General features: G+C 40.8%; 16 protein-coding genes and 1 riboswitch. Of the genes, 11 read left to right on the top strand and 5 right to left on the bottom strand.

What is annotated here, in order from left to right; translation table 11 throughout:
* The first annotated feature begins 26 nt into the window (after positions 1–26).
* The 4 genes from rpmI (at position 27) to JWQ34_RS10360 (ending at position 5,139) form a co-directional block, all read left to right on the top strand.
* Positions 27–227: a 50S ribosomal protein L35 gene (rpmI, locus tag JWQ34_RS10375; RefSeq protein ID WP_158996148.1), complete on the top strand. Its 201-nt coding sequence runs from the start codon at positions 27–29 to the stop codon at positions 225–227.
* A gap of 73 nt (positions 228–300) precedes the next feature.
* On the top strand, positions 301–645 hold the full coding sequence (gene rplT / locus JWQ34_RS10370; RefSeq protein ID WP_299357177.1) for a 50S ribosomal protein L20: 345 nt from the start codon (positions 301–303) through the stop codon (positions 643–645).
* 134 nt (positions 646–779) lie between these two features.
* Positions 780–3,824 carry an amidohydrolase family protein gene (locus JWQ34_RS10365; RefSeq protein WP_299357176.1) on the top strand — a complete coding sequence of 1,015 codons (3,045 nt, stop codon included), beginning with the start codon at positions 780–782 and terminating at the stop codon, positions 3,822–3,824.
* Between the two features lie 10 nt (positions 3,825–3,834).
* Positions 3,835–5,139: an amidohydrolase family protein gene (locus JWQ34_RS10360; RefSeq protein ID WP_299357175.1), complete on the top strand. Its 1,305-nt coding sequence runs from the start codon at positions 3,835–3,837 to the stop codon at positions 5,137–5,139.
* A gap of 66 nt (positions 5,140–5,205) precedes the next feature.
* On the opposite strand, the gene JWQ34_RS10355 is transcribed toward JWQ34_RS10360, so the two are convergent.
* Positions 5,206–5,976, bottom strand: a complete 771-nt coding sequence (locus tag JWQ34_RS10355; RefSeq protein ID WP_299357174.1) for an SRPBCC family protein — start codon at positions 5,974–5,976, stop codon at positions 5,206–5,208.
* Positions 5,977–6,083: 107 nt separating this feature from the next.
* A riboswitch (cobalamin riboswitch) is annotated at positions 6,084–6,285 on the top strand.
* A 103-nt stretch (positions 6,286–6,388) separates the two neighbouring features.
* Here JWQ34_RS10355 and JWQ34_RS10350 point away from each other — a divergent pair.
* The 4 genes from JWQ34_RS10350 (at position 6,389) to JWQ34_RS10335 (ending at position 10,875) form a co-directional block, all read left to right on the top strand.
* Positions 6,389–8,419, top strand: a complete 2,031-nt coding sequence (locus tag JWQ34_RS10350; RefSeq protein ID WP_299357173.1) for a TonB-dependent siderophore receptor — start codon at positions 6,389–6,391, stop codon at positions 8,417–8,419.
* 11 nt (positions 8,420–8,430) lie between these two features.
* Positions 8,431–9,489: a DUF5074 domain-containing protein gene (locus JWQ34_RS10345; protein ID WP_299357172.1), complete on the top strand. Its 1,059-nt coding sequence runs from the start codon at positions 8,431–8,433 to the stop codon at positions 9,487–9,489.
* A gap of 41 nt (positions 9,490–9,530) precedes the next feature.
* Positions 9,531–10,109, top strand: coding sequence for a DUF6580 family putative transport protein (locus tag JWQ34_RS10340; RefSeq protein WP_299357171.1), 579 nt, complete (start codon positions 9,531–9,533; stop codon positions 10,107–10,109).
* Between the two features lie 70 nt (positions 10,110–10,179).
* Positions 10,180–10,875, top strand: coding sequence for an NAD-dependent deacylase (locus tag JWQ34_RS10335; RefSeq protein ID WP_299357170.1), 696 nt, complete (start codon positions 10,180–10,182; stop codon positions 10,873–10,875).
* Between the two features lie 394 nt (positions 10,876–11,269).
* Here the strand turns inward: JWQ34_RS10335 and JWQ34_RS10330 are convergent, their stop codons facing one another.
* The 4 genes from JWQ34_RS10330 to JWQ34_RS10315 form a co-directional block, all read right to left on the bottom strand.
* Positions 11,270–12,493, bottom strand: a complete 1,224-nt coding sequence (locus tag JWQ34_RS10330) for a PQQ-dependent sugar dehydrogenase (protein ID WP_299357169.1) — start codon at positions 12,491–12,493, stop codon at positions 11,270–11,272.
* Between the two features lie 2 nt (positions 12,494–12,495).
* Entirely contained in the window at positions 12,496–13,746 is a 1,251-nt protein-coding gene (locus JWQ34_RS10325) for a PQQ-dependent sugar dehydrogenase (protein WP_299357168.1), read from the bottom strand.
* Between the two features lie 255 nt (positions 13,747–14,001).
* Positions 14,002–14,250, bottom strand: coding sequence for a hypothetical protein (locus JWQ34_RS10320; RefSeq protein WP_299357167.1), 249 nt, complete (start codon positions 14,248–14,250; stop codon positions 14,002–14,004).
* The gene (locus JWQ34_RS10315) at positions 14,247–14,957 is read right to left on the bottom strand and encodes a DUF3291 domain-containing protein (RefSeq protein ID WP_299357166.1); all 711 of its coding nucleotides are present in this window, start codon (positions 14,955–14,957) and stop codon (positions 14,247–14,249) included. The genes JWQ34_RS10320 and JWQ34_RS10315 overlap by 4 nt, the downstream gene beginning before the upstream one ends.
* A 75-nt stretch (positions 14,958–15,032) precedes the next feature.
* Between JWQ34_RS10315 and JWQ34_RS10310 the strand changes: the two genes are divergently transcribed.
* The 3 genes from JWQ34_RS10310 to JWQ34_RS10300 are packed head-to-tail and all read left to right on the top strand — an operon-like array spanning position 15,033 to position 16,757.
* Positions 15,033–15,515, top strand: coding sequence for a GAF domain-containing protein (locus tag JWQ34_RS10310; protein WP_299357165.1), 483 nt, complete (start codon positions 15,033–15,035; stop codon positions 15,513–15,515).
* Positions 15,508–16,158, top strand: coding sequence for an alpha/beta hydrolase (locus JWQ34_RS10305; protein ID WP_299357164.1), 651 nt, complete (start codon positions 15,508–15,510; stop codon positions 16,156–16,158). Before JWQ34_RS10310 ends, JWQ34_RS10305 begins: the two co-directional genes overlap by 8 nt.
* Entirely contained in the window at positions 16,155–16,757 is a 603-nt protein-coding gene (locus JWQ34_RS10300) for a DNA-3-methyladenine glycosylase (RefSeq protein ID WP_299357163.1), read from the top strand. Before JWQ34_RS10305 ends, JWQ34_RS10300 begins: the two co-directional genes overlap by 4 nt.
* The last annotated feature ends 2 nt before the right edge of the window (positions 16,758–16,759 follow it).

Raw genomic sequence — 16,759 nt, 5'->3', positions numbered from 1 at the left:
ATAACTAACACAAATAAATAACGGATATGCCAAAAATGAAAACCAATTCCAGTGCAAAAAAGCGTTTTAAGCTTACTGGAACCGGTAAAATTGCAAGAAAGAACGCATACAAAAGCCACATCTTAACCAAGATGTCAACAAAACGTAAGCGTAACCTAACTCACACTAGTCTAGTTTCTAATGCTGATATGGGTAACGTAAAACGTATGCTTTGTATCGGGAAGTAATTAATTAATTTTTAACCAGGTATTCGAGTATTAAAGTCCTTAAAAAGGCACTCACTACCAAAAAACAAACAAAATGCCACGTTCAGTTAACGCCGTAGCGTCAAGAAGACGCAGAAAAAGGATCATGATCCTCGCCAAAGGTTATTGGGGATCAAGAAGCAAGGTTTATACCGTTGCTAAAAATACAGTAGAAAAAGGTTTACAATACGCTTACCGCGATAGAAAAACCAAGAAAAGAGAGTTCAGAGCTTTATGGATCCAACGTATCAACGCTGGTGCCCGTCAACACGGAATTTCTTATTCACAGTTAATGGGTAAATTAATTAAAAGTGAAATTGGTTTAAATCGTAAAGTATTAGCTGATTTAGCTATGAATCATCCAGATGCTTTTAAAGCAGTGATTGATGCGGTAAAATAGTCGTATTTTACAGATATTATATAGAGGCCCGCTTAATGTGGGTCTTTTTTTTGTCTATTATTTTTGTTACGCATATAAACCTTAAATTATTACAATTATATTCGGGAAAACTAACTGACTCATAATTAAAACACATGAAGAAACTCTTACTTTATGGTTTTGCGGCCTTATTATGCAATTTTGCAAGGGCGCAACAAACCTTCCCTGTAAATGGGGTGCAGGATATCCGACCCGGATTGTACGCATTTACCAACGCTACCATTGTGGTAAGCGCACAACAAACAATTCCTAACGGTACATTATTGGTTAAGGACCGGATGATTGAATCCGTAGGCCCGGCCGCAACAATCCCTAAAGGATATGTAGTAGTTGATCTGAAAGGAAAATACATTTATCCCGGACTGATAGACGCTTATACTACCTACGGTTTACCCGATGCACCAAGACAAGCATTTGCAGGTTTTACCCGCACTGTTACACCTGTTTCAACAAAACCAGGCGCTTATGGATGGAATGAAGCAATCCGCCCTGAAATGAATGTTAAATCAATATTCCATGTTGACGCGACCAAGGCCGAGGTTATGAAAAAGAATGGCTTTGGTGCTGTACAATCATTAATACATGATGGTATTGCCCGTGGCACATCGGTAGTAGCCTCTTTGGGGGATGAACGCGATAACCTGGTGATGCTGAATGAAGAAGCCGCAGCACATTATTCGTTTACCAAAGGTACTGCGGCAACTAACTATCCATCATCATTAATGGGTAGCATTGCTTTAATACGTCAAACGTATTTAGATGGCCAATGGTACGGTTCACAAAAAGAAGAGTATAATATTTCATTAGCTGAGTTTAATCGTACACAATCTTTGCCTCAGATATTCGAGGCTACGGATCCGCTAAGTGTGTTACGTGCCGATAAGGTAGCTAAGGAATTTGGAAAGAAATACATCTTTAAAACCGATGGTGACGAGTATCGCCGCATTGATGCCATGAAGGCAACCGGCAGTAGTTTCATTATCCCGCTAACTTTCCCTGATGCTTTTGATGTGGAAGATCCGTTGCAAGCCAGGAAAGTTACATACGAACAATTGAAAGATTGGGAGTTGGCACCAAACAACCCTGCAACAATGGAAAAAGCCGGTATTCGTTTCGCTATTACATCTTATGGATTAGCCAATGCCCGCGATTTCTGGACAAACCTGCGTATCGCAATAGACCATGGATTAAGCGAGGCGCAAGCATTAAAATCGCTTACTGAAATTCCTGCAGAAATGTTGGGTGTATCAGATAAAATAGGCACACTAGCCAAAGGTAAAATGGCCAACTTTATCATAACATCCGATGGTCTGTTTAAAAAAGAAAACGTTATTTACGAAAACTGGGTAGAAGGCAGGCAATACGTTGTGAGCCGTGTAAGCCCTATAAATCTGGCCGGTTCTTATAAATTATCGGGCGATGGTTTAGCCGGTATAACTTTAAGAGTTAGCGGTAACCCTGGTTCGTACGAACTAGCTGTTCAGCGTAGCGGCGCAGATAGCGCCCGTGCCCGCGGAACTTTTACCCGTACAGGCGATATGGTTAGTTTGTATTTTGATCTAAAAGCCAATCCGGCAGGAAATATTCGTTTAAGCGGATATATTTCAAACACTGCGCCGGTAACATTGAGCGGCGGCGCTATATTGCCTGATGGTACATCTACTAATTGGTCGGCTGTTTATTCAGGTCCGGTTCCAGTGACAAATCGCCCGGAAGCACCCAAGGCTAATTTAACCGCGGGCCCGGTGGTTTATCCGTTTGCCGCATTTGGTAACACCGAACTGCCAACAGCAGAAACTGTACTATTTAAAAATGCAACCGTTTGGACAAACGAAAAAGATGGCATCCTTAAAAATGCTGATGTATTAATAGAGAATGGTAAAATAAAAGCTGTAGGCAAAAACCTGGCAGCAGGTAATGCTAAAGTTATAGATGCAACCGGCAAGCATATTACAGCCGGTATTGTTGACGAACACTCGCACATTGCAGCTACAGGTGGCATTAACGAGGGCACGCAAGCCGTAACATCCGAAGTAAGGGTTGGTGATGTGCTTGACTCGGAAGATATCAACCTATATCGCCAGTTAGCCGGTGGGGTTACAACTTCACATATCCTGCACGGGTCGGCTAACCCTGTGGGTGGTCAAACCATGCTGATCAAACATCGTTGGGGTGTATTGCCTGAGCAAATGAAGTTTGAAGGTGCGGACGGCTTTATTAAATTCGCATTAGGCGAAAACGTAAAGCAAAGTAACTTTAATGTACAAGCCGGTCCTAATACACGTTTCCCGCAATCACGAATGGGAGTAGAGCAAGTTTATGTTGATGCCTTTACCCGCGCTAAAGAATACAAAGCTGCCCGTGCTGTAAAAGGCAACCACGTTCGCCGTGACCTGGAGTTAGAAGCTTTGGTTGAGATATTGGATAACAAGCGTTTTATCACTTGCCACTCTTATGTACAATCAGAAATAAATATGCTGATCCATGTTGCTGATTCAATGGGATTTCATGTAAATACCTTTACCCACATATTAGAAGGTTATAAAGTAGCTGATAAAATGAAAGCTCATAACATTGCCGGTTCTACCTTCTCTGATTGGTGGGCCTATAAGAGCGAGGTTTCTGAAGCGATACCTTATAATGGTAAGATCATGAATGAAATGGGTGTAGTTACCGCGTTCAACTCTGACGATGAAGAAATGGCACGCCGCCTTAACCAGGAAGCTGGTAAAGCGGTTACCTATGGCCACATGAGCGAAGAAGATGCATTAAAATTGGTAACACTTAATCCTGCAAAAATGCTGCATGTTGATAATAAAGTAGGCAGTATTAAACCGGGCAAAGATGCCGATCTGGTAGTTTGGTCGACAGATCCACTATCAATCTACGCGGTTGCCGAGAAAACTTATGTTGACGGTATTGCCTATTGGGATTATGAAAAAGATGCTGCCAAACAAAAAGCCTTAAAAGCTGACGAAGGCCGCATTATCCAAAAAATGCTGGAAGCTAAAAACAAAGGCGCGGTAACACAAAGACCTACTGGTGGTGGCGGAAGACGCCCCGGCTATACTTGCGATGATATTGAAGAAGGATCGTATGTAGTTGCTGATAGTTATAACGGAATGCTTAACAAGAAATAGGATCAATAAGATGAAAAAGATATTAATTTTTGGAGGATTATTGCTAAGCACGGTCCTTACTTATGCGCAGGCTACTATATCGCCTGCCAAACCACAATCAAAGCCGATAATAATTACCGGTGCCACTTTACATATTGGTAACGGACAGGTAATTAATAACGGATACATTGCCTTTGATAAAGGTAAAATTACCGCTATAGGTGAGGGTACCGCACCCAATACAAGTGGTGCCGAGATTATTAACGCAGCCGGTAAACAAGTATATCCCGGCTTTATATGCCCTGTAACTACTTTGGGATTAGTTGAGATCGAAGAAGGTGCAAAAGGAACGGTTGATGAGGAAGAAACCGGTGATCTTAACCCTAACGTACGTTCGATTGTAGCTTATAATACAGATTCAAAAGTGATTCCGACAGTTCGTTCAAACGGAATATTACTGGCTCAGCCAACTCCTAATGGTGGTTTGTTAACAGGCCAATCATCCGTAGTGCAATTGGATGCATGGAACTGGGAAGATGCTGCTTATAAAACCGATATAGCCATACATTTAAACTGGCCGGTTGTTAGAGCAGGCCGCAGAAGAGGGCCTGTAGTAGCAATACCTGGAGCAGAATCGCCTGATGAAGCAAGATTAAAAGCCATGGATGCAGTAAATAATTTATTTACACAAGCAAAAGCTTATGCAGAAACAAAGCCTGAAGTTATTAATCTGCGCTTTGAGGCCATGAAAGGATTGTTTAATGGTACCAAGAAACTATTTGTAAATGTTGATGGTGCCAAAGAGATCATTGAAGCAGTAACGTTTGCCAATAAGCTAGGGATACAAGCGGTTATAGTAGGAGGTAAGGAATCATACCTGGTTACTAACCTTTTAAAGCAAAATAATGTGCCGGTTATCATAAAAGAAACCCAAACCTTACCTGCAAGGGATGAGGATGATGTATACCTGCCTTATAAATTGCCAAAAATACTACAGGATGCAGGTGTATTGTACGGCTTAACCGGCATTGGTTTCTGGCGCCAGCGCAACTTGCCTTTCGAGGCAGGACAGGCTGTTGGCTATGGTTTAACCAAAGAGCAGGCATTGAGCATGATCACCATTAATAACGCTAAAATATTAGGTATAGATAAAACCACCGGGACATTGGAAACAGGCAAAGATGCCAACCTATTTATTTCAGAAGGCGATGCGCTGGACATGATCACACTAAATATTGATGCCGCGTTTATACAAGGAAGAAATATCAACTTGGATAACCTGCATAAACAGCTTTACAAAAGGTTTAGTGATAAGTACGGTATGAAGACTGATTAATAATCAGCAGTAAACTAAAAAGCCCCGCTATTTGCGGGGCTTTTTAGTTTACAAACTTTTGTGGGTTTATTTATGTGCTACTGATTTATGCGTTGTTGCTGACTTGTGCGGATGACCATTGTGCGCAACTGATTTTAAAGTGTTTTCCAAATCCATGTACTGCTTAAAGTTGCGTACATCATTATCTACTATATTTTTAAACAACGGGTTTAGTATATGTGCTATACCGGCACCAACGCCGCCTGCAGGTGGTTGGTAGGTTATTACTACATCAACCAGGGTGCCTTTGCCATCTAAGCTATCCCTGAAAAATACTTTACCTGCGTTATCAATTATTGAATCGGGTAGGGAGCTCCAACCGATCATTTCTCCCGGTTTGTCTTTTACAATTTCGGCATCCCAGCTAACAGTGCCTACGCCGGTAGGTAATTTAAGTACCCAATGTGATCGGGTATCGTCTATCAACTCAATATTTTCCAGGTGATTCATAAACAGTGGCAGGTTATCCAGTTGACGCCAAAATTTATAAACCTCCTGTCGTGGTTTGTTAATGGTAAACGCTGTCCTGATGTTTATATTAACCGGCTCTTGTGTATCCTTGCCAATTTTTGAATATATGGCGCAATGGCCGCTAACGCCACGATTTAATAAATACCCGCCTGCGCCCAATTTTAAAATACTAATTAACGGGCTCGAAAATAAATTACCTAATCCCGAAAAGGTAAGCTTTACACCAGTAGCGATAGAAATATAGCGCTCTGGCCAGTTTAAATTTACCACTCCGGATTCTTTATATGTATTGTACCGTTTTACCGGATTTAATGCTGCTGTTGTCATAATATTTTTAATAAATAGATATATTAATGAACAGTTATAGTGCTTTAGGGTTTTGTTTTAATGAAATTAAATAGGGTTATTGGTTTTGCAGTTATCAATTGTTATGCTATTTTTGTAATGCTTTAGGTTTCTTTAACAATAACAATTATTAAAGAATTAAAAGGGAATACAGTGTAATTCTGTAACTGTCCCGCAGCTGTAAGCTCCATAACCATAGTCTATTCAATAGTCACTATTCGCTCAGGCGGATGGGAAGACGGGACAAAAGGGGAGTAAGTCAGAAGACCTGCCAGAGTATTTATATTATTCACAGCTTTCGGGGATTGAAGCTTGGATGTGAGATGCTCTCCTGTAAAACCGGCGTGTTTTCATTCCATTGTTATCATTCCTGTAAGCTTCACTTACATCAGGCATGAAAAAAACAGTATCATACACTTTTAAATATCAAGGGCTTTGGGCCGGATGTTTTATGGTATTGATCTGTTTAAGTGCCACTACTCATCTTTTTGCGCAAAGCGATACTACTAAAAAACTAAAGGAAGTTAAAATAAACACATCAACTATCCCTCAGGTACAAGTTATTGTGCCATCACAATCAATTTCGGCAAATGATTTTATTCATTATAACGCTTTTAATGTGGCCGATGCGATCCGTGATTTCTCTGGTGTTATTATTAAAGATTACGGCGGTATTGGTGGTTTAAAAACGGTGTCGGTTAGAGGGCTTGGCGCTAATCATACCTCGATTTTGTATGACGGTGTGCAGATCAATGATGCCGAGAACGGGCAGGTTGATCTGGGTAAACTTAACGTGAACGGTATACAGAAAATCACTTTATATAATGCGCAGCCACCCAATATTTTGCAGACTGCGCGGGCCTTTGCAGCAGCCAGCGTTTTATCAATCGAAACCATAAAACCCAACTTATCCGCAGAAAAATCTTATCTGATAACCGCCGGAATTAAAACAGGCAGCTTTGGTTTAGTAAACCCGTATTTACAATGGCAGCAACGGCTTAGTAATAAATGGGCATTTATAATAAATAGTTATACGGTAAACGCCGATGGTGGCTACAAATATTTACTTTTTGACGGCGCAACCAATACACAACAGAAAAGGGTAGGATCAGAGGTAGCTATCCAGCAGGTTGATGGTACTTTGTATTTTACCGATAGCAACAACAAGTTTAATCTACGGGTTAACTATTACAACTCTGATAGGGGGCTACCTAATGCAGTAATTCTTTACACGCCGCCGCCAATAGGGCAAAAACTGTATAACCGCGATCTGTTTTTACAGAGTGGGTATGAGCATAAATGGAATAGCGGGTTACAGTTATTGGTAAATTCAAAGTTTTCGCAAAACCAGTTGCGGTATCTTGATCCGCAATTCCCGAATACGGCAGGGGTGCTTGATCAGCATTTTAGCCAGCGCGAATATTATCAGTCGGCGGCTTTGGCTTACTATATCAAACCAAACTGGCAAATATCGTATGCAACAGACATCGCTGTAAATAACATGAATGCCGATTTGCCTAATTTTCGGTACCCAACACGGTTAACAATCCTTAATGCTTTGGTGAGCAATTTAATATTGGGCGATCTGAACTTACAAGGCAGTTTGCTCAATACCTATTTGCACGAAACCGTAAAGACTGGCACCACCACGCCCGATAGGAACATCTACGCACCAACTTTAATAGCCACTATAAAACCTTTTACTGATAAAAATTTGCAATTGAGCGGATTTTATAAATACATATTCCGTGCACCTACGTTTAGCGATCAGTATTACGGCTTTAGTATAAACCCCATTCTGAGGCCGGAGTTTACCAGGCAATATGACCTTGGTGTTAGTTACCTGAAAAGCTTATCGGGGTTATTGGACTATCTGAGCTTTACTACCGATGCTTATTATAATAACGTAACCGATAAAATCCTATATATCCCAAGCCTTTATAACGGCTATGCCCGTAACATAGGCAAGGTTGAAGTACTGGGGCTTGATGCGGGTTTAAAAACACAGGTAAAGCTAAAACTCTTTACAGTGACCTTAGCGGCAAACTATACCTATCAACAAGTACAAAACGTAACAGACCCTACAGCATCTATATATCTTAACCAGCTACCTTATACCCCAAAACACACTGTAGCCATAAACGCGGGCGTTAGCAGGGGCGCATTTGGTTTGTATTATAACCAGGTATTATTATCATCACGATATTACGAGAACGATAATATTAATGATAACTATACAAATAACGATTACATGCCGGGCTACGCCATAAGCGATGCGTCAGTAGTGTACAAAGGTGCGGTTAATCATTTCCCTATCACTTTATCTGCAGAGGTTAACAACATTTTTAATACAAACTATGTGGTAGTACAAAGTTATCCTATGCCGGGTAGGTCATTCAGAATTTCATTTCAAATAACTATATAAAACAATAACTCATGAAAAAAATTAAACTTCACAATCTTTTTATCGCGTTAGCATTTGTAACGATATTGGCATCATGCCATAAAGATAAAACAGCCCCAACTCCTGAAACACCAACCGCGCAGCGCGCCGGTGTTTATGTGCTTAACCAGGGCGGTATTGGCAAAAACAACAGTACTTTAACCTATTATGACTATACAACAAAAGCATTAACAGCCGATATTTTTGTAGCAGCCAACACTAATAAGCTTGGCGATACAGGTAACGACCTGGGTATCTATGGCGCTAAAATGTACATTGTTGTAAACAACTCAAACCTGGTTTACATTAATAATGCTAAAACTGCTAAGGTGTTAAAAACCATCACGCTAAACCAGCCACGAAGCGTAGTTTTTTATAAAACAAACGCGTTTGTAACCTCATACAGTGGTACCGTTTCTGTAATTGATACTGCTACTATGGCTATTACCAAAACAATTACAGTGGGTAGCAGCCCCGAGCAAATGGCTGTTGCTAATGGTAAACTATACGTTGCCAATTCGGGTGGTTTAGATTATCCAAATTTCGCCAAGACTGTATCTGTTATTGACCTGACTACACTTACCGAAACTAAAAAAGTGACCGTTATTGCTAATCCTATAGCTGTTACTGTTGATGCTTATGATAACGTTTATGTTTTATCATTAGGCGACTACAATAAAGTATTAGCCGGTATGACTATAATTGACGACAAAACAGACGTAGTAAAAACAAACCCTACCGTATCTTTAGGATACAACGTGCCAATTTATTCGCAAGGCGATTTTGTTTACTATCCAACAGCTGATAATAAAATAGCAGTTTATAATGCTAAGACCCAAACAGCTTCATCGGCTAATTTTATTATGGATGGTACGGTTATTACAACACCGTACGCCATATCAGGCGATGTATTGACCGGCGAAATATTTGTTGCCGATGCAAAAGATTATTCATCAAATGGAACGGTAACTGCTTTTGATAAGGCAGGTAAAAAAGAATATTCAATAGTTACCGGTATTAGCCCTGGTAAGATCGCTTTAGTGAATAAATAAATAGTTTAGTAATTTTAGGATTAATATGTAATTTTACAACTATGTCATTACAAAAAATAAACACCCGCAATATTATACTGGCTTTAATGATAATAGTCCTTACAGCCGTACGCTTATTAACCTTTAAATACCAGGTATGGAGTAATTTTACACCTGTGGGGGCAATAGCCATTTTTGGTGGTGTTTACTTTAATGAGAAATGGAAAGCATATTTTATAGTATTATTAACGTTTTTTGTAAGTGATGTTATTATTAATCATTCCTATACATCGCACTGGTCATTGTGGAGCAGTGATACCTTTTGGAATTGCGTATGCTTCTCAATAATTGTACTTATAGGTTCACAAGTTAAAAAACTGACTATCGTTAATAGTATAGTAATATTACTGGCACCTGTAACAATCCATTGGTTAATTATGGATCTGCCGTGGATAAACGGAGCTGCATCACTTTATCCTTATTCATTGTTAGGTTATTGGGAGGCTTTGGTTGCCGCTATACCATTTGAAAGAAATATGCTTTTGGGTGATGCTGCTTTTGGTTTGGTGTTGTTTGGTGGTTTCGAGCTGGCCAAGAGCAAATACACCGCATTACGCACCAACCGCGAATTAGCCCTTTAAACTAAAAAAGTTATAATTAAAAAAGCGGTCGGTGTATTATACCGGCCGCTTTTTTTGTGGATTATTATTTATGAAAAAGATAGTTGTACTAACCGGTGCCGGAATAAGCGCTGAAAGCGGTTTAAAGACCTTTAGAGATAGTGATGGACTTTGGGAGGGTTATGATGTGCAAAAGGTTGCTACACCCGAAGCATGGCAGCAAAACCCGCAATTGGTGCAGGATTTTTACAATATGCGCCGGCGCGATGCATTAGCGGCTAAACCTAACGCGGCGCATTATGCGCTGGCTCAACTGGAGCAACAATACGATGTAACCATCATCACCCAAAATATTGATGATTTGCATGAACGTGCAGGCTCTACCAATGTAATGCACTTGCATGGCGTTATTACCCGCTCACAATCGAGCCTGAACTCCGCATTGACTTATCCCATTGATGGCTGGGAGCTTAAAATGGGAGCGATGTGCGAGTTAGGCTCGCAGCTACGGGCGCATGTGGTTTGGTTTGGCGAGGATGTACCGATGATTATCCCGGCAGCGAGGGAGTGCCAAGCGGCAGATCTATTTATCTTAGTGGGCTCATCGCTGGCGGTATACCCCGCAGCAGGTTTGGTTAACTATGTTCATTATGATGTACCCAAATATATCATCGACCCAAACATACCGGATATAAGCAGGGTAAAGAACCTTATTAAAATAGAGGAGAAGGCGAGTGTGGGTGTACCGGCATTAGTGGGGCAATTATTGACAGGTGTACCACGATAAAGGTGGTACACCTGGAACACCTATTTTTGTAATTAATTATATATCAATAAATTATAAAATTGGGCGGAACACTTTGGTACACCAGTATTTATTTAAGTAAGTATATTTAAACTATTGTAAATAAGTAAGTTATAGTAATTATTGATTTTTTGACCCGATTAGGTGGAACATACAAAACAAGTGGTCTGTTTTTACTATAGGCTATTTATATATCATCAAATAATTACCAAACTATTACCAAGTTATTCCATTTATTATGCAAATAACTATCAAAATAGACAGTTTAACCATTTCCGCTGTCTGTGTCCTCACAGACAGCTTGATATATCTTGATATAGTTGTCTGTGGGGACACAGACAATGGAAAACGGGGGGACACAGACGACGGTAAACACCTACTTCACCACCTTATAAATAGCACCCTTAACATCAGCCAGCAGCGTACCGCCATTGGTTATTACATAGATCTCACCGGCAGCGTCTTCGCCCCAGCTTGTTATCTTTAAATCCGCAGGATAGTTTTGCAGAGTTACTTTACCACGTTGCCATTCGGTACCGGTTTTTTCGATGTAATATATCGGGCCTGTCCAATCCGCAAAAAAGTATTTGCCTTTTTGCGCAGGTAATTGTTTGCCGTTATAAACATAACCGCCAATAACACATACGCCGCTTTTATGGTCGTATTCGGCCAATGGTTTTATGGTGCCGGTAAATTCACAATCAACTTTTGGATTAAAGCAGTGGTTGCCTTCTATCATCCGCCAGCCATAATTGCCGCCTTTTTCAATGATATCCATTTCTTCCCATGCGCCTTCGCCAACATCGCAGGTAAATAGTTGCTTTGTAGCTTTATCAAAAGAGAAACGCCAGGCGTTACGCAAGCCATACGCCCATATTTCGGGCCTTACACCGGCATTGCCAACAAATGGATTATCCTTTGGTACGGTATAGGTAGAATCGCTGTTTATGTTGATGCGTAAGATCTTAGAAAGTAAGGTGTTTTTATTCTGACCATTTCCAATTGGCCCGTGCTTATCACCGCCGCCACCGCCATCTCCAACAGATATATATAAATATCCATCGGGCCCAAATTTTAAACAGCCACCATTATCTCCTTGGCCTGGCTGATCGGTGGTAAATAAAATACGGCCACTGTTTGGGTCAACCTGGGTTGAGTTTGGAGATAACGTGTATTCGGCTACCACATTTTTATGGTCTGATTTATCAGCAGTTGATGGTGCGCAATAAAACACATAGATTTTTCTATTACTATTAAATTTTGGATGCATCGCAAAACCCAATAACCCGCGTACATCAACCGGCATGGTCTTTATGAGTTTACTGCTAATATCCAGTAAAGGCGCATCAATTAGCTTTCCATCTTTTATCAAACGGATCTTGCCCGCTTGCTCAGCTACTAAAATATCGCCATTACTTAAAAAGCTCATGTCTAACGGAGCTTGCAGGCCTGAAGCTACTTGTTGTACTTTTAACGTTAAAGTTGGCGCAGTGGCCTCGCTATTGATTGTAGAGCGGTAAAAAATGTAAGAAGGGAGCAGCAATAAGCAAACTCCTCCTAAAAAAATAATATTAAACGGATTACTAAGGCGCTTTCTCATTGTTAATTTTTAATGATCTTATAAATACTTCCTGTAGTGCTTCCGGCAGGGCCGGGGCTAGCTTCCGAGTTGATAAGGTAATATTGCTCACCAGCCTGATCTTCGCCCCAACCTGTGATCTTGCCACTGGCAGGGAAGTTTGTCATATTTACTTTACCTCTTAGCCATTTATCACCTGCTTTTTGCAGGTACCAGATAGGGCCTGTCCAATCGCCAAAAATATACTTGCCTTTCAGGCTTGGTACATCTTTTCCGTTATAAACATAGCCACCGATAACAGATACGCCTTCGCTATGGTGATATTCGGTAATAGGCGGGGTAAGACCTGTAAAATCACAACCTGTTGCCGGGTTATGGCAATGATTGCCCTCAACCAAACGCCAGCCATAGTTAGCGCCTTTTTGTGCTATATCAACTTCTTCCCACGTATCCTGGCCAACTTCGCCTATAAATATTTGTTTTGATGCTTTGTCTAATGATATCCGGTAAGGGTTACGGAAACCATAGCTCCATATCTCGGGCTTAACACCTGCTTTGCCAACAAAAGGATTGTCTTTAGGAACAGAATAGGTAGAATCAACATTTACGTTTATACGCAAGAGTTTACCCAACCAGGTATCCATACGCTGGCCGTTACCAATTGGGCCATGCTGGTCATGCTGACCGCCGCCATCGCCAAATGATACATATAAATAACCATCGGCGCCAAATACTATACCGCTGCCATTGTGGTTACCATCAGGTTTATCCTGGGTTAATATAATGCGGGCGCTGGTAGTATCAGCTATATCCGAATTAGGCAGCATTTTATATTCCGCTACAACATCTGTATGGTCAAACCTGCGTTTGTTGTCAGGATTCATGGTAGAAGTACGTCTGCTATAAAAAACGTAGAACTTGCCGTTTGTGGCAAATTTAGGATGCAGGGTAATGTTTAATAAACCTCTTTCTTCGTAACCCGAGTTAACCCTTAACATCTTCGGTTTCAGATCAAGCACAACAACATCGGTTAGCTGGCCATCTTTTATCAGACGAACCTTGCCGGTTTGCTCGGTAACCCAAGCCTTGTTAGGGGTTGGGAAAGCCAGCGAAGTAGGGGCTTGAATACCACCGGTAACTTTTACAGAATTTATGGTGATGATTCCCGGGTCGTCATTCTTTGTAAAAGAGGGTAGTGCAAATAGCGTTGCTATAAGCGCTACCGATAGTAAAGATGTATAACGGGTTGATTTGGCCTGAATGATTTTTTTCATAAAATTAATTGGTATTACAATATAGGTTGTTTTTTGGGGACATTGGTTGTCAGTCACAATTTTACAATTTATCACTCACTAAAAAGCCAACCCATCTGTTTTTTTACGCAAACGATGTCGGGGGTTGATTTTTGGATGGCTATACTATATAATTGCCTTATATATGGCCGTTTTCTATCGCCAAATAAAATTCTGTTTACTAATTTATATATAAGTATTTAATTTAAAATCAAATACTTATATAAATTACCTCAACTAATAGTTATACCTATAATAGCTTGCTTTAAAATCTTTACCCATCTCTGCAAAACGGGTGGCAACTGTCTTTAAAAACTCCTCGTCCAGCAATTCAAACACACTATTAACGCCATCGGTTAGGTCCATTTCGGGTATTTTATAACTTTGTTCTAATATGCCGCGTTCTACCTTTATGATGAACTTTTGGTTCATGTTAAAGATGGTTATCTTAAACTCGGGGTGTGGCAGTTCTGCAATTACTCTCATTTGTTAAATAGATTTATATGGTCACTTAGCGGGTCTTGTCCTTTAATGGTTCCAAAAGTAGCAATAGGTTTAAACCGGGCGAATAGTTCTTCTTTATACCAGTTTTCGGTGCGGGTCTTTTTAATAACTTCGCTATGCTCGCGCGATTGATAGGCAAAAGCTTTAACATCATCCAAACTTTCCCATATAGAAAACGTTGCCTGGCGATACAATGGCGCCTCACCAATCCCAAATGAAGTGATATAGCCTTTAGCTGTGGTCATCAGATCGGCTACTTCATCAACATTGCCCCAAAAGTTCTTCAATTTATTCAGGCGGATGGTGGCGCGGGTTAATATAGCTATCGGGCCGGTATAATCACCTACATCCGGTTTGCCAAACGGTTCTTTGTCGTCCCATTTACCGTGGCTTTGCAGCGGGTTCAGTAGAATTGTCCACCGCTCAACACCGAATAATTTCCACCAGGAGGCTATATAGGAGCGTTTATAGAACCGGTCAAAGTCTTCGCGGGTTTGCCATACGGCGATTAGGCCCCATTGCTGCCAGTCGGGTTGCAGGTCGAATGTTCCGTTTTGGCCGCTGCCTAGTAGTTTCCAGAAGGTGCAGCCTTTTTGCAGCCACAAAAACAACCTATGTACAGCCATTGCCAATAGCGCAAAGGGTATAAATAGCTTTCTATAACGTACTATGGTGAGGCTAACTATCATGGAACTACTAAATAAAAGATTAAATATGAGATTTGCCTTATTTACTTTTAAACCCACATACGTAACTTTGCTAACATGGCAGAAGATCTAACAATTACCACATCAACCGATAAGGAAGAACAGTATAAATCGCTCATCCCGCAGATAGAGGCTTTGCTTTATGGCGAAGCCGACCTGGTTGCTAACCTTGCAAATATAGCTGCGGCTTTAAAGGAGCAGTTTAAATGGCTTTGGGTGGGGTTTTATATAGTGAAGGGCGGCGAGCTGGTTTTGGGGCCCTTCCAGGGGCCGGTTGCATGTACACGGATTGCTAAGGGGAAGGGTGTATGTGGTGGCGCATGGGAGCAGGGCAAGACTTTAGTTGTGCCTGATGTTGACGCGTTCCCGGGGCATATTGCCTGTAGTTCGGCATCGCGGTCTGAAATTGTTTTGCCATTATTTTACAACAATGAGGTGGTTGGTGTGTTAGATGCAGACAGCGAAAATTTAGCGCAGTTTGATGAGATCGATGCCAAATACCTGGAGCAGGTTTGCGCGCTGATAAACTTTAATGGCTAAGATATTTTTAATTGCCGGCCTTGGTGCCGACACCCGTCTTTACAACAATATCGACCTTGGCGACAATGATGTTGTTCCGGTTGATTGGATAGAGCCCAATGAATGTGATACTTTAGATACTTATGCTCAAAAACTTATCTATCAATATTTTATAACTGATAATTCAATTGTAATTGGTATTTCGTTAGGTGGGATGATAGCTGTTGAAATTGCCAAACAAATGGGGTTAAATAAAGTGATATTGATATCGAGTATTAAAACTGTTAACGAAGCTCCCTGGTATTTTAAAGTGTTTAATGCTTTGCCGCTGTACAGATTAGTATCGGGTAGTTTAATTACTAAGATGGGCTATTTTATCAAGCCTGTATTTGGTAAAATGTCTGCACAAGATGCCTGGTTGTTTGATGATATGCTGAAGAAGTCATCACCAAAGTTTATAAAGTGGGCCATGGACGCGGTATTAAAATGGCGCAACAAAACAGTCCCGCCAAATCTTTATCATATAGTTGGCGATAAAGACCTGGTTTTTAATTATAAAAACATCAGCAACGCAACTATAGTTAAAGGAGGGACCCATATTATGGTGTTTGATAAAGCCAAACAGATCAATAAACTACTGAAAGCCATCTTAAAGAAAAAATGAAACTACCCGAATCTTTTTATCACCGTGATGATGTTGTTGCTATTAGCCGCGAACTATTGGGTAAGTATTTATTTACCGATATTGATGGTGCAATTACCGGCGGTTATATTGTTGAAACAGAAGCTTATAACGGAATTATTGACAAGGCGGCTCATAGCTATGGCAATAGGTTAACGCCCCGTACAAAAACCATGTATATGCAGGGCGGTATTGCCTATGTGTATTTATGTTATGGCATTCATGAAATGTTTAACGTGGTAGTATCTGGTGAAGGAGAACCCCGTGCGATATTAATCAGAGCTATACAACCAACTGTAGGGGTAGACATTATGCAGTTTCGCCGTAAGATGAAGGAGGTAAAGCCGGCTATAACCATGGGACCGGGCTCTGTAGCGCAGGCCTTAGGGATATCGCGAAAAATTAATGCCATCAGCTTGCAAAGCGATACTTTATGGATCGAGGATAGGGGTATGGTTATACCCGATGAAAATATAGCGGCAGTGCCAAGGGTAGGGGTTGCATACGCAAAAGAGGATTCCTTATTGCCTTATCGGTTTTATATCAAAGGCAATATTTATGTTAGTAAACCCAATAAGTGAGT

The sequence above is a fragment of the Mucilaginibacter sp. genome (assembly GCF_028288185.1).
GTDB lineage: Bacteria > Bacteroidota > Bacteroidia > Sphingobacteriales > Sphingobacteriaceae > Mucilaginibacter.
The sequence above is the reverse complement of the archived record's forward strand: the minus strand, read 5'-3'. Positions and strand labels throughout refer to the sequence as shown.

What these genes read in the sequence shown, in the direction of transcription:
- rpmI (WP_158996148.1), top strand. Translation starts at nt 27, where the DNA reads ATGCCAAAAATGAAAACCAATTCCAGTGCAAAAAAGCGTTTTAAGCTT.
- rplT (WP_299357177.1), top strand. Translation starts at nt 301, where the DNA reads ATGCCACGTTCAGTTAACGCCGTAGCGTCAAGAAGACGCAGAAAAAGG.
- JWQ34_RS10365 (WP_299357176.1), top strand. Translation starts at nt 780, where the DNA reads ATGAAGAAACTCTTACTTTATGGTTTTGCGGCCTTATTATGCAATTTT.
- JWQ34_RS10360 (WP_299357175.1), top strand. Translation starts at nt 3,835, where the DNA reads ATGAAAAAGATATTAATTTTTGGAGGATTATTGCTAAGCACGGTCCTT.
- JWQ34_RS10355 (WP_299357174.1), bottom strand. Translation starts at nt 5,976, where the DNA reads ATGACAACAGCAGCATTAAATCCGGTAAAACGGTACAATACATATAAA.
- JWQ34_RS10350 (WP_299357173.1), top strand. Translation starts at nt 6,389, where the DNA reads ATGAAAAAAACAGTATCATACACTTTTAAATATCAAGGGCTTTGGGCC.
- JWQ34_RS10345 (WP_299357172.1), top strand. Translation starts at nt 8,431, where the DNA reads ATGAAAAAAATTAAACTTCACAATCTTTTTATCGCGTTAGCATTTGTA.
- JWQ34_RS10340 (WP_299357171.1), top strand. Translation starts at nt 9,531, where the DNA reads ATGTCATTACAAAAAATAAACACCCGCAATATTATACTGGCTTTAATG.
- JWQ34_RS10335 (WP_299357170.1), top strand. Translation starts at nt 10,180, where the DNA reads ATGAAAAAGATAGTTGTACTAACCGGTGCCGGAATAAGCGCTGAAAGC.
- JWQ34_RS10330 (WP_299357169.1), bottom strand. Translation starts at nt 12,493, where the DNA reads ATGAGAAAGCGCCTTAGTAATCCGTTTAATATTATTTTTTTAGGAGGA.
- JWQ34_RS10325 (WP_299357168.1), bottom strand. Translation starts at nt 13,746, where the DNA reads ATGAAAAAAATCATTCAGGCCAAATCAACCCGTTATACATCTTTACTA.
- JWQ34_RS10320 (WP_299357167.1), bottom strand. Translation starts at nt 14,250, where the DNA reads ATGAGAGTAATTGCAGAACTGCCACACCCCGAGTTTAAGATAACCATC.
- JWQ34_RS10315 (WP_299357166.1), bottom strand. Translation starts at nt 14,957, where the DNA reads ATGATAGTTAGCCTCACCATAGTACGTTATAGAAAGCTATTTATACCC.
- JWQ34_RS10310 (WP_299357165.1), top strand. Translation starts at nt 15,033, where the DNA reads ATGGCAGAAGATCTAACAATTACCACATCAACCGATAAGGAAGAACAG.
- JWQ34_RS10305 (WP_299357164.1), top strand. Translation starts at nt 15,508, where the DNA reads ATGGCTAAGATATTTTTAATTGCCGGCCTTGGTGCCGACACCCGTCTT.
- JWQ34_RS10300 (WP_299357163.1), top strand. Translation starts at nt 16,155, where the DNA reads ATGAAACTACCCGAATCTTTTTATCACCGTGATGATGTTGTTGCTATT.